The organism is Mangrovivirga cuniculi (assembly GCF_005166025.1).
Classification (GTDB): domain Bacteria; phylum Bacteroidota; class Bacteroidia; order Cytophagales; family Cyclobacteriaceae; genus Mangrovivirga; species Mangrovivirga cuniculi.
Window position 1 is genome coordinate 3753750 of sequence record NZ_CP028923.1, and the last position, 18755, is coordinate 3772504.

The 18755-nt window shown below is 36.2% G+C and carries 9 protein-coding genes; 4 read left to right on the forward strand and 5 right to left on the reverse strand.

Translation table 11 applies throughout. From position 1 onward, the window contains the following. The first annotated feature begins 21 nt into the window (after positions 1 to 21). Positions 22 to 2922 carry an eCIS core domain-containing protein gene (locus DCC35_RS20745; RefSeq protein ID WP_217495866.1) on the forward strand — a complete coding sequence of 967 codons (2901 nt, stop codon included), beginning with the start codon at positions 22 to 24 and terminating at the stop codon, positions 2920 to 2922. Positions 2923 to 3011: 89 nt separating this feature from the next. Here DCC35_RS20745 and DCC35_RS16495 read toward each other — a convergent pair whose 3' ends face one another. Together DCC35_RS16495 and DCC35_RS16500 are read right to left on the reverse strand one after the other, a co-directional pair. Further along, positions 3012 to 4352 carry a WG repeat-containing protein gene (locus DCC35_RS16495; protein ID WP_137091847.1) on the reverse strand — a complete coding sequence of 447 codons (1341 nt, stop codon included), beginning with the start codon at positions 4350 to 4352 and terminating at the stop codon, positions 3012 to 3014. A gap of 299 nt (positions 4353 to 4651) precedes the next feature. Then, positions 4652 to 5680 carry a patatin-like phospholipase family protein gene (locus DCC35_RS16500; RefSeq protein ID WP_137091848.1) on the reverse strand — a complete coding sequence of 343 codons (1029 nt, stop codon included), beginning with the start codon at positions 5678 to 5680 and terminating at the stop codon, positions 4652 to 4654. A gap of 1228 nt (positions 5681 to 6908) precedes the next feature. On the opposite strand from DCC35_RS16500, the gene DCC35_RS16505 reads away from it, so the two are divergent. Both DCC35_RS16505 and DCC35_RS16510 read left to right on the forward strand, forming a co-directional pair. Continuing rightward, positions 6909 to 8927: an eCIS core domain-containing protein gene (locus DCC35_RS16505; protein WP_217495867.1), complete on the forward strand. Its 2019-nt coding sequence runs from the start codon at positions 6909 to 6911 to the stop codon at positions 8925 to 8927. 31 nt (positions 8928 to 8958) lie between these two features. Beyond that, positions 8959 to 10119, forward strand: coding sequence for a hypothetical protein (locus DCC35_RS16510; RefSeq protein WP_137091849.1), 1161 nt, complete (start codon positions 8959 to 8961; stop codon positions 10117 to 10119). Between the two features lie 624 nt (positions 10120 to 10743). On the opposite strand, the gene DCC35_RS16515 is transcribed toward DCC35_RS16510, so the two are convergent. Together DCC35_RS16515 and DCC35_RS16520 are read right to left on the reverse strand one after the other, a co-directional pair. Then, a complete protein-coding gene (locus DCC35_RS16515; RefSeq protein ID WP_137091850.1) occupies positions 10744 to 14244 on the reverse strand; it encodes a PKD domain-containing protein in 3501 nt (1166 codons plus the stop codon). A gap of 3 nt (positions 14245 to 14247) precedes the next feature. Further along, positions 14248 to 15012, reverse strand: coding sequence for a LamG domain-containing protein (locus tag DCC35_RS16520; RefSeq protein ID WP_137091851.1), 765 nt, complete (start codon positions 15010 to 15012; stop codon positions 14248 to 14250). Between the two features lie 573 nt (positions 15013 to 15585). Here DCC35_RS16520 and DCC35_RS16525 point away from each other — a divergent pair. Further along, on the forward strand, positions 15586 to 16908 hold the full coding sequence (locus DCC35_RS16525) for an aminotransferase class V-fold PLP-dependent enzyme (protein WP_137091852.1): 1323 nt from the start codon (positions 15586 to 15588) through the stop codon (positions 16906 to 16908). Between the two features lie 562 nt (positions 16909 to 17470). On the opposite strand, the gene DCC35_RS16530 is transcribed toward DCC35_RS16525, so the two are convergent. Then, entirely contained in the window at positions 17471 to 18610 is a 1140-nt protein-coding gene (locus DCC35_RS16530; protein WP_137091853.1) for a hypothetical protein, read from the reverse strand. Positions 18611 to 18755: the final 145 nt, after the last annotated feature.

Sequence of the window (18755 nt, forward strand, 5' to 3'; positions counted from 1 at the left end):
AACCATTACATTTTTTTACCATTGGAATACGCAAAAAGAGAAGATCGAAATAACCAGCGATCTAAGCAGCCCGATAAAAAAAACAATAAAGAAAAAACACTCCAGCTTCTAAAAACGGACGGATTTAGAGTTGGCAATGATGGTCCCCCACCGGGATCTCAGCCAAGGAAATCCTCTCTTTCTGGTGATGTAAAGCAGAAAATGGAAAGTTCTTTTGGCACTAGTTTTTCCGATGTGAACGTCCATAAAGATTCTCCGGAAGCAACTAATATGGGAGCAAAGGCTTTTGCTCAGGGAAATAACATCCATTTCGCGCCTGGTCAATACAACCCGGAAAGTATATCTGGCCAGAAATTGATCGGCCATGAACTCACCCATGTAGTGCAGCAGAGGCAAGGACGAGTAAAGGCTACTACTCAAGCTAAGGGAGCTCCGGTAAATGATGATCCAGCCCTGGAAAAAGAGGCGGATGAAATGGGAAATAAGGCTGCACAGTTTAAAGCCGGAGATCCTGTTCAGGAACCTAAAAGCGTAAATCAGTCTCAAAGTGGTTCCCAGGTTGTGCAGCGATTTGAAGCACCATTACATGAAAGTGCTTCACGTAATGCATTGACTGATAATGGAGACTTTTCGCAAGACGAAGCCAGTATGATCTACTATGGCAACTGGATGCGTGATGTCAACCAGGGCTTTGTACCATCTGCCATGGAAGTATTAGGAGCTGACACAGTTTATGCAATGCTTAATTATGTGGCATATCAAAAATTTGGAAAGGCACCTACCTCAGAGCAAATGGGGTTTTACATTTTATCAGAACACCTGGATAGTCCAGTCGGTGCCATCAAAGACTCAGAATATAGTAGTACCCCTCCTAAGATCAGTCCTGAACTGGAATCTGCAGATTATGTAAACCCGGAAAAGTCAGCTCCGGTACCTAACCATTTAAAAACAAAAGTCCCTTCTACCGAACCAGATGCTAAAGCAGTTTCAGGAAGCGACATGGGGATTTTTGATGTAGATAGCTCAGGGGTAATGGGATATATCAGGCGTACGAACCAACATGTGGAAAAAAGATTGACTCTGGCAGCTGAAAAAGGCAGAAACGAAGAAGGTTTTTTACATTTTGGAGCGGCAATGCATGCTATTGAAGATTTATTTGCCCATTCAAACTATGTGGAAATAGCGGCAGAAGAAATGCTTAATAGCGAGATGAAAGGCACCTTTCCTGAATTAGAAAATATGGAGGGTAAAATAGAAATTCAGTCTTTTAGTCCGGAAGTAGAAGTACCTGGTACTACAGCAGGAAGTAAAGATAAACGAAAAGTACTTGCAACGGGCTCGTTTTCATCTTTGGATACAGTAGAATCTGTTGGGCACGAAATGGTCCATATGCTGAGGCAGCCACCTAAATATCCGGCTAGCATAGATGAAATTAAGGCCATGAATAAGTTTATGGAAAGTTTAAGCTCACAAATCGATGGGGGCATATCAAATGAACAAAACGAAGCCATACTAAAAAAACATTTGGGCTTCGGATATGGTATTGCTAAATCATTCGCAGAAAATATAGGTTTTACTACTCTTCTTCAGGGTAGTAATAGGGTTATGGAATATCTATATTCTAACTATCCTGATGAAATTAGTGATGCACTATATGAAATGAGTTTATTGGTTCACCAAAATGCAATGCTCCCTATAGCTGATCAGGTTGACTCTCTTGTTCTGGAAAGCAATGTTGCAAACACAAGTATGGTAGAGGTCTTGGAATCAAGCCAGCGAATAAAGGCTAATAATGGAGAATTAAATGATTATGTTCAGCCCACAATGGAAAGGTTAGGGCAAGACAAAAATCTGGAAAAATCCCGTCTGGAAGAGGCTACTAAAAGAAGTGAAATATTAGAAAACACTCCTGCAAAGGCAGTGGCCGGCCCTTCTCACTCTCAAATCTCCAAAGACCATAAAAACAGTGTATTCTTTGGTTTAGGATTTAAGCTCGCAGTAGAAGCTGATAAAATGATCAAAGATAAAATACTGGCAGCATGGGGTAGCAAGAAAGCTAATGTTGGTTATCAGGATAGCCTGACAAAGCAACGCAATAATAATGCTGATGAGAATTTAGAAATGGGAAAGGAGATACTGACTCAAGGTTATGCCACTGGTAAAAAACCGGATTTACAAGCTAATATTAATGAAACTGCAGAGTCTCTTAAAGAGGTAGCTGATTTATTAGTTGCCTTGGATCAATCTCCAGCACATGCACGCGCCTATTTAAAAGGAAAACAAGAGCTAATCGCATCCTCGGAAATAGATGGAAGTAACCCTTATATTGGTAATAAATTGAATCAGATACTAAATGTTGCTAATAGTGGCCTGGTTTCTGTTCAACAACCACTAAGATCGTTTGAGTTTGAAGAGGCTGCCCGGGATCTTAATAATTTAGCTTTAAGGACTAAAAAAGCAAAAACACTACAGGAAAGAGAAGCTATTTACCTGGAGCTCACCACGTTAAGAATGCAATTCATCCAGCATATTACGACCATTCAAACTGATCCATCCTTTACCGGCAATAAATTAACATATGCAACCGTATTGACTGCAATGGATAGGGCAATAGCAGCGAATGCACCAAGCTTTACAACCCATCAGGTAAATGTACTAGAAGGAAAGGAAAAATTAACTGGAATGGATGATTCTCTGCAAGGAGATTTAAAAGTCAATTCTTTTAAAATGGGTAATCAAAAAACCGGAGATACGAAAATAGATGATTTAATCAATACCAGCAGGCAGATCATCGACCATCCAAAAGAAAATGATTGGTGGAAGCCGATTATGAGAGAATACATCAGTGCAAATAAACAGGTATTAAAAGACTTTATTAAAGCTAGAAATATGGGATATGCAACTTTTAGAAGCAATCATTAATATTGTTTCAATGTTCTATCCTTATACCTCATCTTAATTAAATGGTAACTTCCTATATTTATAAAAGGATATAAAAGTCTTATTGAGGTTTATAATTTTTCATATACGATATCAAGAGATGAATCGATTCTAAATTCTTCGTAGGAATTCTCTAGTATCGGTTCTCCATTAACATTAAACACATTCATAGATGGCCCATCACAAAAATAAAACTTACCATTAACTACTTCGATTGAATTAAACTTTAAAGGAATAACTTCATTGCCTGACTGATCAACGCAACCAATTTCACCATCCTTCATCACCTTTGCCAAACCGTTTTGATCGAAGAAGAAAGCTTGATCATAAATATTATCAACTTTGACAACTCCATTTTGACCAAGGTATCCATATTTACCCTCTAATCTGAAAGCTGCTCTACCATATTTAAATGAATTAATCCAAGAATATATAGGATCTACTATTTTAGTTCCATTTTGATTAATCAAACCATAAAACATTTCATCATCCCTTTTAATTCCGAATACCGCTCTTCCTTCAGAAAAAAAACTGATGTAAGCAAAATCCTCAGGAAGTTTAAGAATTGTTTTATTGTTTCGGTTAACATACTTGAATCCCTCTTCTGATTTATAAGGTAAAACATTTATTTCTCCAACTATATTTAATGGATAGCTTAAGTTCTCCTCTAATATTTTTTTTCCTGCCAGAATATCAATTAGAATTGTTTTACCCCCAATTTCTGCGAAAACCTCATTGTATAAAACTTTACTTTTATAAAAATCAAAAATGACGTTTGGCAAAATCATGGTATAGTTAAACGAAACTATAACATTATTAGACTCATCTATCACTCCGAATCTTGTATTATTTTTAGCAATATACCTATTGATATAAGCAACATTAATATTTTCATACTCAAACGGCACCATCACTTTCCCCTCATCATTAACCAGGCCCCATTTTTCATCTTTCACAGCTATAAATCGGCTTTCGTTGGAAGGATCTTCTTCTAACTTTTCATACACAGGCTTCACTAATATTTCACCATCTTTATTCATAGCACCAACACCTGTGCTAACCTTATAAAGTATGTGATTGAAATTATTTGTAAACTCAGCTTCAATTGCTTCGAAAATAAATATTTCCTTGCCTCTATTATTCACCACCACATGTTGGCGCATTTCACCCTTGGCTTTGGTAGAATCTTTTAGGAAAGTAACTATTGCCAAATCATCTGTTACTGAAAGACAGTTGGCATACTGAGGTTCCACTATCCATTTCTCCATGCCATTTATCAATCCCCATTTACCCTCCTGCTTTACCCAGATCTTTAATGCTTTTTTCTCCTTTTTAGATTGCGCTTCCAGAACAGAACAACCTGAACATAATATGATAATTAGTAGTAAGTACTGAAAAAATGAGTGCCTCATAAATAATTAAAAATGCTAAAATCAAATATAAGTGATTAAATAGATAAATGGTCGTTTCGAGTTTTCAAATATGAAGTTTGAAATACGAAAAAGTCACTATTCCTGCTATAAAAATTGCTTGAATAAAATATCTACAACAGTGCAGAGTTGCCTCCAACTGAAGAATGGACTATATATTTTATGTGAAAGATTCCTCTCCATAAAGGATTCGGAATGACGAATAGATTTACACAGCAGACATATTAGGTAGCCTATGTAAGTAATCACTAATAACCAATCTACCGATATCTAATAACTAACTACCCCACATACTCAACTAATTTCTTAGCTATTGCATCCAGTTCTTCGTCGATTTCGCTTTGGGAGATGTAATTCAGTGCATCTTCTTTTAACATAGCCATGTTTTCCTGAGAGGCATTATCCATTGCAGAATCTGCCGTCAACCGTTTTGGAGTCAATCGATGATAGTTATTTCTGTCTGACTTATTATTCAGTGTGTCATAGATCTGGCATAGGTGATGGTCAACCGTCTGTGAATTTCCATCCATCATAATATCTAAAGAAGGCTTAATCCATGATACCGGGCCCCAGTCTTTGGCTTTTTTATATTCAAATCTTTTTGGCGTGCTTCCAGTCCCTAACGATACGATCATCATATCCTTGGCAGTTGGGTTTTTGATATTTCCAAAGGTCATCGTTCGCGCTTCGGAATAAGAAACTAGTGAAGGATTATTGACAAACACTCCACCATCGATCAAGGGATAGGATGTCCCGATCTCATTTTTGACCAGTGCACATTCAAAATAAGTCGGAGCAGCAGAAGTTGCCCTGGCCACATCTTTAACCTTAAAGTTATAAATCTCATTAGTGGATCTATGCTGCTTGAAGAAATGAGGCTTCCCATTCTTTATATCATACGAAGAAATAATGCACGGTTTGATCAGTTCGGATAACCAGAGTTCTTTAAAAGTATCGTCCAGAGCTTTTTCAAGTTCTTTGGCATCATACTTTTCATCCGAAACACCTTTAAAGCTCTTTATTGCCTGCCAGATATTAACATCAAATATTTCGTCTCCCCTATCCAAATATATTTTAACAGCATCATTAGCGGTGAATTTGGGCTTGCCATTTTCGCCAGGAACTAAATAATATAAAACTAAAATTGCCCCGGTGCTGGTACCTGCCATAAAATCAAAATAGTCCGCTAATTTCGCATCGGTATTTCCCGATTCTTTCTGCAGCTTTTCCTCCAGTCGGGCTAGGATTAAACCAGGTATGATTCCGCGTATACCTCCACCATCAATAGATAAGATCCTGACTTTCTTCATTCTTTAAATAATTAGTTATTAATATAATTTAATAAATAAGGAGTGAATAAAGTGAGGAATTGATTAAGAAAGTGATGATTTGAAAGGAAATCGAGTCATTTCGCTCGTTTTTTTTGTTGTTAATATGGAGGAGAAATCAGATAGTGAGCGGCAGAAATTTATTTTGTATAGCACCAGGGAGCTATTGAAAGCTAATATTGTTTTATTATGATACAATCAAAACGGATCTAAGATCCTAAATCATTAATACTTCGAAATACGCTATGCTAACATTTCGAAGAGCTGAATAGATTGCATCAGCAATTTTCTCTGTGTGCTCCGTGGTAAGAATCAAAACAGCTTGCTGTCCCCCCTTGACGACCTCCTACGTCGGTGTCAGGGTCTGAAGATTTGCGGTGTGTTTTTTTACTCGAGTCAAGGGCAATCCTGTTAATCATTTATAATCAAGGTCAATCCCGGTTCTCCAATTGCGAGTCAAAATCCAACTGGTACATTCTTTCTCTTTTGAATCTTCTATATAATTTTTAAAGTCTTTTTTCTTGTCCTTTTTTCTTGATAAAAAATGGACCAAAAAATCAAGACAATATCAAATCTCCTAGCTCGCCATCCTTCCCACCCTCGTGATATTGTCGTTCCTACCGCGCCTTTCTAAGTTTCATTTTATTGGATTGTAATTACAGTATTCCTTTTGCTTCTCGTTTTCCGAACCTATTGTGACAGCTTTTCTTTATGTCCTAAGCTTCCAGACGACGATCTCCATTCTTCGATGAGTGGATGAACTGTGTCTATTAAGAAGAATGTTCCCATTGCGATTGATATTAAAACAGCTTGCTGTTTTCTCTGTGTTCTTTGCGTCCTCTGTGGTAAAAATTTAAACAGCTTGCTGTTCCTTTGCGTCCTTAGCGCCTTTGCGGTGTACTTTTTTACTCGAGTCAAGGGCAATCCTGTTAATCATTTATAATCAAGGTCAATCCCGGTTCTCCAATTGCGAGTCAAGAGCAATCCTATCATCCTATTTATTCCTAAGAATCCTAGTTCAGACATCTTCGAGTCAAGCATATCAATAACCAATAACCTAATCTCCAATAACTATTCATCTAATCTCTAATTTGTTCACATAAAATACAGACTAAATGATGGAATTAAGCCAAATAAAAATTCAAACCCCTATTGGAATATAGTCTCCAAACTTATACTTTTGTTTACTTCAACCATTACATTTTTTTCAGTGGAATACGCAAAAAAAGAAGATCGAAACAACCAGCGATCTAAGCAACCCGATAAAAACAATAAAAATAAAACACTACAGCTCCTGAAAAGCGGTGCTTTGAATATTGGTAATGATGGTCCGGCACCTGGATCACAGCCCAGGAAATCATCCCTTTCCGGTAATGTAAAGCAAAAAATGGAAAATTCATTTGGTACTAGTTTTTCCGATGTGAATGTACACAAAGATTCTCCGGAGGCAACTAATATGGGTGCAAAGGCCTTTGCACAGGGAAATGATGTCCATTTTGCCCCAGGCCAGTACAACCCTGAAAGTAAATCTGGCCAGGAATTGATCGGTCATGAGCTTACTCATGTAGTTCAGCAAAAACAAGGAAGAGTAAAAGCTACAACCCAGGCTAAAGGAGCGGCGGTCAATGATGATTCGGCCTTAGAAAAAGAAGCTGATGTGATGGGGCGTAAAGCTGCAAAAGGAGAGCCTGCTAAAGTAAGTGGATTAGGTAGTGGAGTGCAGAAGAAGAATGATGATGAAAAGGTAATTGAGGAATTAAATAATAGAGCTCAGGGCAATGAAGAATATGATTATCAGTATAATTATAAAGAAGCTAAAAATAAAGCCAAAGAAAGAGCAGACGGTTATTTTGAAAATGCTTATGGTGAAGAAAACATGGGTAGTTTTCTTTTTACAAATATAATAAGAGATACAAAAACCATCTATGATAGAATAAAGTCAGGTCAAAACTCAGCCATTACAGCTATAGAATCCTCTATTGAGGATGAAAAACAAAAAATGCTAATTTACAAAACTGCTTTAATTGGCTTAGCATCAATTGTTGCTGCCTGGGCCCCATTAGCTTCAGCTGGAATAGCCTCTGTACAGTCAAGGTTATTTTCAAAAATCAGCTCACAATTGGGCAAGGGAGTAACACTTAAGAGTTTGAAAATACCCACTTATGCAAAAATGATACAAGCATTTGGAGAAAATAAAATGGTTGGACCATGGATGTCTACTATCTCAACAATAAATGTCTTTGCCAACACCTTTAAAAGTAAATATGAATCTCCAAAAGATGCCATTGACAAAAGTTTAAACTTAATGAGCGACAGAACAGGATATGCAGTTGCTGCCTTAATTCTGGAAATGAGCCAAGTGGCAAAAAGTACACCTAAATCCCAACTATCACCTGATGAAATAGGTGACCTTCGTACTGAGTTAGAAATAGCTATTTTAAGAACCATTTTCCCGGAATATTCTAATATAATTTCAGATACTGGCAGATTTGACCAAATTCATGAATTAGCAAAAACACAATTTCTTAAAAATATTATTATTAATTCTGGTGAGATTTCTAAAAGTCAATTTAGAGATTCCTGGGATGAAATAGAAGGCAATAAAAATAAAGAAGGATCAAGCATTGTTAAACATGCCTTAAATGCGCTTGGTGGGGAAAAAGCTTTAGCAGATGAATTAAAGAATCCTTATGAGTTTGCTTATGGTTCCTTAAATTCATCTCTTGCTCATTTAGGCCTAGAAATTAATACTACTTCTGAAAATAAAATAAAATCTAGAAACCAAGATTTTCTGGCTACTAAGAGAGGATTTCATGTTTTTATAAAAAATCAAGATCTATTTAAAAAGCTCCTTAACTCCACCCACCTATATAGATCCTTCACTTATGAAGCTAATTCAGGACCTATAAAATCTATGGAAGACAACTATCCTGTTGAAGAATCTGGCTTAATTGTTACAAATAGTATTACCAAATATGGTTTTGATTTTGAAGATGTTAATTTTGATAATATGGAAGTATGGATAAAGCCATCGCAACAAACATCTATGCTTGAAGGAAAGATAATAGACTTTAACTCATTTGATCTGAAATTTGACTCTTCGGGAATGGCTGATGTTTATAAATGTAAAATAACCTCTCATAGTGGGTATGGAGGAAGTTTACCACCTTTTACTCATCATGGCAAACACCCTGTAAATGGTCGAAATAAAATCAGAGTAATATTCTAGAACGATAATATTTCACTTTATTTTTTTAAAAATGATATACAGACTACTACTCATTTTTTGTATTGTTATATTAATAATTGGATGCACTAATAAGAACGATAATCAAGAGAATCATAATAACTTTCGAATTGAAAACCGAAACAATGGATTGATCGGAGGAGGTTTCAATACATATTATGTTTCCCCTGCTGATAGCAATGTATGGTTACTAAATAATCCATTGGCTGCAGATGCTTTCACCACTAACGCGGGTATTACCTGGGAATATTTAAAATGGCCAACTCAAACATCTGGCACGAGCATTTTAAATAGTAAGGGAAATATTTTACGAATAGCCAAGGATAAAATTTATAAACTGGATGTATACGAAAACAAAACCAGTGAAATAGCAATTCCTGATTCAGTTAGTTCTACTTCATTTTATCTACTTGGTCATCATGGTTATGTTATAATTTATAATACTGACAATAATAAATATCTTTTTCCTGGTGCAGATCTTACGGCTACACCTGTTCCTATTAGTCAGCAATACGAAGACAGCTTGAAAAGCGTCATCATTAATACCCAAAAGAAAATTTATTCTGACTCTAGCTTTTTGACTATGAATTCCGGCCATTTATTTTATAAAAATCCGGAAACAGGAAAGTGGGAAAAAAGAATGAATGGATTAAATAAACCTCAAATAACACATTTGCTACAACAAAATGTTAATTCTGAAACGGTTTATGCGATTGAATGGGATAATCCAAGGTGGTATCACAAAAATTACTACTATGTTTATGAAACTAATAATTTTGGGAAAAGCTGGGCTTTAATCGATAGTACTGATAATTTAAACAACCTCATTTCAAACAACAAATTAAAGAAAGCACACGATTTTACTGATTCTAGAATCAATATCCCAAAACAGGCCTTTACTGCAAGTCTAGATGTAAATGATAGCTTAAAATTCTATAGAAAAAATGACAGAATTCACATAGAGAGTGATGAGAGCATATACACCTATATAAATAGACCCCTTAAAAATAATACCCTTTCTACTATTACACCTGAAACATTAGGTATTAATGATTATCCTTCTTACGCTTTTATAGTTGAAAATGATTCAATTCAGGTTTTATTCGCAAACAAAAATGGAGGTATAGGCTATTTTAAAAGTCCATTAAAAGGAAAACTAAAAAATTCAAAATAACCAATAGTCTTTTTATTATAATTCACCGCCCTGGTTCGTGTCCCCACGAACCAGTTAATACGGATCTAGGATCCTCTTTTATTAGAGCTACTGATGATAAATGTCAGCATAATTACTTTGAAATTCGCTATCGCTAACATCTCGAAGAGCTTTATAAATTACGTCAGCAATTCTTTACGACCTTTGCGTCTTTGCGATGTATTTTAAAATTTAATTTTTTCATTAGACAGATCTCCCCATGACGTCTTCCTGTCGTCAGTGTTAGAGTCCATGACTCACCACAAGCAATAAACTTACGATGACGATAAGAGTGATGCTTCAACAGCATAATGAAATTAATAACCAATCTCCATTAACTAATAACTTAATTGCCCATTCTCTATTGCCGCCCTGGTTCGTGTCCTCACGAACCAGTTAAGTCGAGTCTCATATCGTATCTATTCAATCTACTGATAAAAATGTCAGCATAATTGATTCGAGATGCGCTACGCTAACATCTCGAAGAGCTTCAATATTTAATAACTAATCACTTAATCTCTAATAACTATTTTGAACACTTTAAAATAAAAAAGACAGCCAATCCGTGCTGCCTTTTCTAATCAACACTCAATTCAAATCTAAACTCTAACGAATTACCGCAAATCGTTTAATTATTGGTAATTGATTTTTTTCTGAACTTATTTTTAAATAATAAACTCCTACCGCAAATTTGTTTACCCCTATAGTTTGATCTCTTTCTCTTAAGGCTCCCTCTTTGATTAATGAGCCATCCAAACTGTAAATTTCATATTGTACTTCTCCTGAAATGTTAGATGGCCTTTTAACACTGATTAAATTTCTTGCTGGGTTTGGGTAAATAAGAAAATATTCTCCTACCCTTTCATTATCAATTCCTGTGATAATATTCGGAGGTGGTAGATTATTTATTTTAACTGATGCTCCCTGAACAATTTCCTTAGTCTGCTCTATATCCTGGGCACGAAACAGATATGCCACGAACTCATAATCTGCATTCAGATCAAGATCACTATAATAATCTGTCATGTAGGTTAAATGAACTACTTTTTCTACTGTATCTACTGCTGTCCAATCTCTTTGAATTGTGATGCCACCTGCATTAGGGATAAATTCTCTCAGGATATTTTTATATTCATAACCATCCAGTATTAATGATTTTTGAACTAAGCCAACCATTAAAACCAGGTCTCCTTCAAAATCTTCAGCGGTAATATTTTTAGTGATCCTGGCTGTTAGGCTAATACTGTCCGCATATTCAGTTTTTTTAAGTTCAAGATTAAAGGGTGCGAAAATTAATGATTTGCGATCATAAGTATCCCTTCCAAAATCATACTGAAATACAGGAAAATCAAAGCTAATATTGAACGCACCATCAAAGACTGTCCTGGGAGCTCTATCTATACCATAATGCAATCTCTTAGCACTAAAGTCTGCTGGATTTAATTGATTAACAGGATCTCCCGGAATATCAGCAATGTGATAGCGGATATCGATTACCTGATCCTCTTTACCCTCTAAAAAATTGTTTAAATATTGATCTGCTTGTTCATAATGTTCGGAGTGAATATTGGTGAACGTTTCAATTACCATTTTTCGATTTCTCTCTACTATAGAAAACTCATCAATTGCAAATCCACTCAATGTATCATCGATCGGATTGTCTGCGTTTGAACCAAAGGAAAATCTAAACTTTACGGGATTGCCCGCAGATACCTGTTCATCCCTAAGCGTATTGAGTTGATAAGCAGCCTGTTGCCAGTCAAATTCTCCGGTCCACCCTTCTTTATCTGTATTATTTTCATCTGTACCCGGAGATCCCAGTAAGTTCTTTTCATTATACCAACCCAATCCATTGTCAAGCTTACCGAACTTATGCCAATTTCTACCTCCGTCAATTGTGTATTCTACGATCACACCATCAGCCTGATGATCAGTATCTGATGCGATTTTCAAATCCATCATTGGATTATTGGTTTCACCAAGGATAAAACAAGGAGATTCCAAATATGAGTTTTCAGAGTTGTAGTATGAACCACTATTTTTATTCGTAACCCATACTCCTGCTTTACCTTTAAACAGATCATTCTCCAGCCAACTTGAATTATTTTCATTTCTGATTTGCCCACTTGAAATCCATCCCGGGTAAACATTATCGTCAAAAGTCTCAAAGTAATTAAATACATCTATCACTGGCTGAATAAAAACTTTCCTGGTAACAGATGATTCACATCCTGCTTTGGTAGCTACTGATAGAGTAATTGAATCCATTCCATTAGAAGTAAAGGTATGATTTAACACCTTCTGTGATATTTCATTACCATTATTTATTTTCCAATTCCAGGAAGCTATTTGAGATTCAGGAAGAATATCTGAGTTTAACAGCTCTGGTACCAACTCAGTATTTTGTCCGGAACACCCTCCGAAATACGAGAAGTCAATTTCAGGATATGCGGTGATATTGATGAATTTATTATCCGATTTTCCTACACATCCTTCCTTACTGGTTACTTTCAAACTTACAGAGTAAGCACTTTCCCTATCGAAAGTTCTGGAATCTATTTTGTTAGTAAGGGAATCACCATCTCCGAATCTCCATAAATAGGATGCTCCCTCAATTTCGGTACCCGGAGAAGTAAAAGTCACCTCTTCTCCCACACAAGCTTTTTCAGGAAATTCTGTTTGAGCTAATGGAAGTGCTACTACTTCTAAAGAAATCTCATTAGATTCCTGTGAACAAAACCTGTAATCTGTATTATCCTCATTGTATGAATATTTAAATGTATAAGTACCTTCTGGAAATGTTGATGGTATAAACTCATCTGTAGGAAAAGATTTATATTCTCCTCCTTCATAATTAAATTTTAAAATTCCTTTTGTTGAATCAGGTTCAATATTATTATTTAAACCTTCAAAGTCATTCGAAAAATAAACAGGAGTATCATTGTTTTTGCAAAAAGCAGGTGATTCATCAGATATAGATAAAACAGGTAAAGGATCATTTCTGGTATAAATATATGATGCAGTAATTGGATATGTAGTATCGTAAATATCTCCGTCATTATACTTTGTTTTACACTCTGCCGTACCAGTGACTTTTTTTACCCTTCTTCTACTTCCTGCAATTTTCAAATATAGATAGCTTACATCTGATGGCAGATTAGAAGGAATGGTAGCGCTACCAACCCACCATCCATCTGCATCTTTTGAATAAGTAACATTAACCTTTTGACTTCCACTATTAAAATATTCCAGGTAAATATTATCTACACTGGTTTGGGTAGTAGTATATGAAATCCCACAGCCATCACTAGTAGTATATTGAGTTGAAATATACGGGTCAATTTTAAATTTAAAATTATATGTATACCCTGAAGTCACACTTTTGCACAGGAAATTTCTGTTTTTCAATTCAGATGCTTCATTAAAAGTAATGTAATTAAAATTGTTGCTATTAACTGTTACAGTCACTTCTACAGGTTCTGCTTTGCATTTAATGTCGGAATGCTGAATATAAGGTTGATAGAAAACAGAATTCTGACCAGGGTTAACACGATCAGGATAAAAATATCTATCACCAAAAACCCCATCTCCATAATAAAAATCCGTTGCAACATTAGAGTTACTTGAGCCCCCATCAATAAATACCTGGGAATCAGTATTGGAATAAGTATTATCCTGGGCGTCTTTGTCTATTAATGTAAAACTTTCAACTGAAGGTGTTTCTCTTACGGTAATTGTAAAACCGGAGGCAATTATCTCATCGTCTTCATTCGTATTACCTGAGGGGATTACTATTGATAAAATATGGTCACCAGGAGAGGCTTGGTTATTTATAACTTTAGTTACTTTCAAATAACCATTATTAGCATCTGTAAAATTTAATTGGTGGTAAGTGCTATATGTCTCATCTTTAAATCGGTAATTTTCTTCATCACCTCTGTTATAGCCTGTGGGCTTCTCAAAATAAAACGTGACTGAAGAACCTTGACAATAAGTTCCGGCTTGTACGAATTCACCTTTTATATTAATTGCATATAATTTCCCATCATTAAATGAAAAAGCAGAAATTGAAAATACGGAACAAATAATAAAAACAAATAACCTCATATGTTATTTAGTAATATTTTGTTTATACAGCTGTTCCACTTCGCTTGGACTTAATAGTCTATTGTAAATAGCGACATCATCCCCCACGCCTTCATAATCCTCCGAATTGAATCTGGTTCCAAATAACTCAATTTGACTTCTTGTTTTATACAGATCTTCAGCTTCATTATTAATTCTAGAATTATTTAGATTACCATCTACATAAATTTTCGCTTCTCTATTTGCCCGATTGTATGTGAAACAGACATGATGCCATCCCGAAGGATTTGCAAAATACTCCGAGGTAATGTACCAATAATTTCCTCCTGACATAAGAGCTACAAACCTATTTATATCATTAATAGAATAAGCTAATTGATATGCGTTTGATGTGATGAAATATTCTTCAGTCTTTTTATTCTCGTTTCTTTCTGCTTTAACCCATAATGAAACCGTAAAATCATTTTCAAATATAAATTTTCCATTATCTGCAAATAAGTACGGTTCAAAATCTGTATAATATGCACTATTTGGATTCCCGAATCTGTCTTTAACAAAGTTACCGCTTCCTCCTCTTGCACTAAGATGAGCTGCTGAGTCCCCGGTCCCACTCTCATCATTGAAATTTCCATTAAATGGATAAAAAGCAACTAGTCCATCGCGGGGAATGTCGATAACTTCTCCTTCATTATCTGGTTTTACTTCTTCTTTAGTACATGATATGTTTATTGCGATTAAACATAGTGATAGCACAGCAGCGATACCTGCATTGATTTTAAAAATTCGCATGTCAATAAAATAGTTTTGGTTGAAAAAAATTCCGACGTAAATATGAGCGTCTATACTTTTATTTTGAAATATTCGATATCGAAATATTCACTTTTAATATAATTTCTTTATCCTTCATTCTTCATTTGTCAAGATTATTGGCATTAGCCGTTTATTGGTCAAGGATTATTGGATTTATAAATTGTGTTGAACCGCGATTGAGAGGATTGAAAAAGATTTACCTTGATTTTTAAATCTGTTGATAAATTATTATCCGGGTATCAATTTACCGCCCTGGTTCGTGTCTCCACGAACCAGTTACGGATCTAAGACCCTATTTTATTATAGGTTCCAGATGCGCTGCGCTAACATCTGGAACAGCATTTGTGTGGAGTAATTTAACGGCACCAGCGAGACGCTGGCGCCAGAAGCAGACAATTTCGAGTCAAGCGTACTAATAACCAATAACCTAATCTCTAATAACTTTTATCATATTCGAGCCAAGTATACTATCAACCAATAACCTAATCTCCAATAACTATTTTCCCACCAAAATTCACTAACTTATATAACTATCAAACCATTTACCTTACCATGGACAGACGTAAATTCCTCCGTTCGTCAGGTTTTGCCATTGGCCTGACTGCAGCACTACCCGCCTCTCTTGCTGCTTCTAATAAAAAGAAATCCATTATTGATGACCCTAAACCACTCGATGGCAGCTGGGAAAGTGTCCGGTCGCAATTCCTGCTGGATACTAGTCACGTGCAAATGGCCCAGATGCTATTAGCCTCACACCCGAAACCGGTACGCGATGCCATACAGAGACACCGGGATGAATATGATAAAAACCCGGTTTTGTATTGGGAGGAAGCAGGCGAGAAAGCAGAATGGGATGTTGCCAAAGCCGCTGCAAGATATATGAATGTCCAACCCGAAGAGATCGCTCTCACAGACAGTACTACTATGGGAACTGCCATTCTCTTCGCCGGAATGAAGCTTAAACCGGGAGATGAAATACTTTCAACTACTCATGATCATTATGTCACTGATATGTCGATCGACTATGCCTGTGAAAAAACAGGTGCAACAGTAAAAAGAATTGATGAATATAAAGATCCCCGTACTATTACAGTCGAAGAAGTGACTTCCAATATTGCTAATGCCATTACGGATAAAACACGGGTAGTAATGGTTACCCATGTTCATTCTTGTACCGGAGTGAAACTTCCTATCCGGGCAATCGCCGATGTAGTGGAGGAAGCCAATGCAAGTCGCAGTACTGAGAAAAGAATTTACTTTGCTGTTGATGGTGTTCATGGATTTGGCAACCAGGATGAAGATATTTCTGCCATGGGATGTGATTTCTTTTCAGCGGGCACTCATAAATGGATCTTTGGTCCTCGGGGAACTGGTGTTTTATACGGTAAAAGAGATGCATGGGACTTTGTTAGTCCAACGATTCCTGCATTTTCAATGAATCCATATATTATGTGGATGGGTTACCCTCCTCAGGGTGAAGTTACATTCAATCAGCTGATCTCTCCGGGCGGTTTTCATTCTTTCGAACATCGATGGGCATTAAATACTGCTTTTGATTTTCAAATGGAAATGGGCAGAAGTAATGTACACCAGAGAACAACCCAGTTGAATACCAAATTGAAAGAAGGAATTAAAAATATTAAAGGTGTAGACCTCCTCACTCCGATGGACCCGAATTTATCTGCAGGGATAAATTGTTTTATCGTAGGGAAGCAATCAGCTAGGGATTCAGTGAAGCACTTCCATGACCGTAATGTCATTGCCAGTTCTTCTCCTTATCGCATTTCTTATGCACGACTAACTCCTTGTGTGATCAACACTGATGGTGAAGTCGATGAAAGCCTGAATGTGCTGGAGGATATTTCGAGGATATGATATAAAATTGTTAGACGGCACCAGCGCGAAGCTGACGCCATGGGTAGAAGAGAAGAATTAAGTGTAAAGTTTGAATGAAGCACTTTTAAACTCGTATTACAAATTTAAAAGCTGCTGTTCGATATGTTCCGCAGGGCATGTCGAACTGAAAATAATCAGGATTTTAATCCGTCAATCATTACCGCCCTGGTTCGTGTCTTCAGTAACCAGTTAAAACGGATCCAAGATCCTAATGTATTTAGGCATCGAGATGCGCTGCGCTAACATCTCGAAGAGCAAAAAAATTACTTTAGTAATTTTCTCTGTGCCCTCTGTATTCTCTGTGGTAAAAATTAAACAGCTTGCTGTTTTTCCTTGCGACCTTTGTGCCTTAGCGGTGTATTTTCATTTTTTATGCGAGTCAAGGGTAATCCTTTTAATCATTTAATCCTGTAAATCTTGATTCAGACAATTTCGAGTCAAACATACTAATAACTTAATAAGCTATTCTCTAATAACTTTTACCATAATAGAGTCAAGCACCCTAATAACTAATTGCCTAATCTCTAATAACTAAATTTCCTCAATTCGACACGACCTTCGATCGGCACTTGTTTTTAATAAACTGATCGACCAATATATAGCTTTTAGAATAATCAATAGACATTCGGGATGTAGTCAGCTTACAAGCAAAAGACAGGAGATCTCCATCCTGGTATTCGTGAAAATCTTCGCGGGGAAGGCTTGCCGGGATACAAGATATCGGTCGGCTAAAATCTTTTAGTCGGTTAGCAGCGATCTGATTCAATTCATTTTTAATATCTCTGATCAATTCCTCAGAACCGAGCAATTCTAACAATTTCTCATTGTCAGAAAATTCAAGATCTCTACCGATTACTTTTCCGGTTCTATATATAAATCCGGAATCTATTTCAAATTCATTTCTAAAGAAAGTATGTAGGGTAGCAAGCTTCACGAAATTATCATCTTCGGCAAATATCATATTCTGATACTCTTCAGTCAACCCTGTTTTTCTTGATTCTTCAATAAACGTATCGAATGGGAGTTCGCGTTTGTCGTACCATATTTCATGCTCCTGGTATTCATATCCTTCTAGCAATTCACCTTCCGGAGATCTTTCTGTAAAACACCTGGAGTACATGGTCACTTCAGTAGCGAGGTAATGGAAGCCGTTTCTCTCCCTGAAAAAAGGCAGTTTGTAAGTCTTATCAAGTTCCCACTTCCCCTGTAATTTGTAACACGGTAAATCACAGTCAGCAGGCATGTCATCAAGTTTGCGATAAGAATTGATAAAAGAAGTTTCAAAAGCCCAGTTGAGCATATCCCCTCTTGGCGTGTCAGTTGCCTCTACCACAGTAGGAGTATTAGAAAGTCTGATTCCAAAATAAATAATCGATGCAGCAATTATTACACCGATAAAAATGATAAAATATTTTACGTAAGGAATTCTTTTTCCTTCGAGGGAATTAACCTTTTTCTCCAGGTGGTTAATTCTTAATATTCGCTCAACATTTTGGATCGCCCGATGGTATTCACCTTCAGACGCAGAATTGTTAATCAATCTTGAAAACTGGGCATCGCTGTATCCCAACTCCCTGGCTATTTCGGAGTTACTGCTCTTTTCAAATCTTTTATGCTCTTTGTCATACGATCCGAACAGTTTTGAGAGCTTCCTTACAAATTCTGAATGCAAATCTTCCATTAGAATTTAAATATACGGAAAAGTGTTACTTAAACAATACAAAAATTAAAGACTCGGATCGTTGAAATTCGATAAAATCCGATAAAAACGCTTATAGTTTACTAAAAAGCCACTTTTTATTTTTTTTCCTCTTATACTTAAAAAT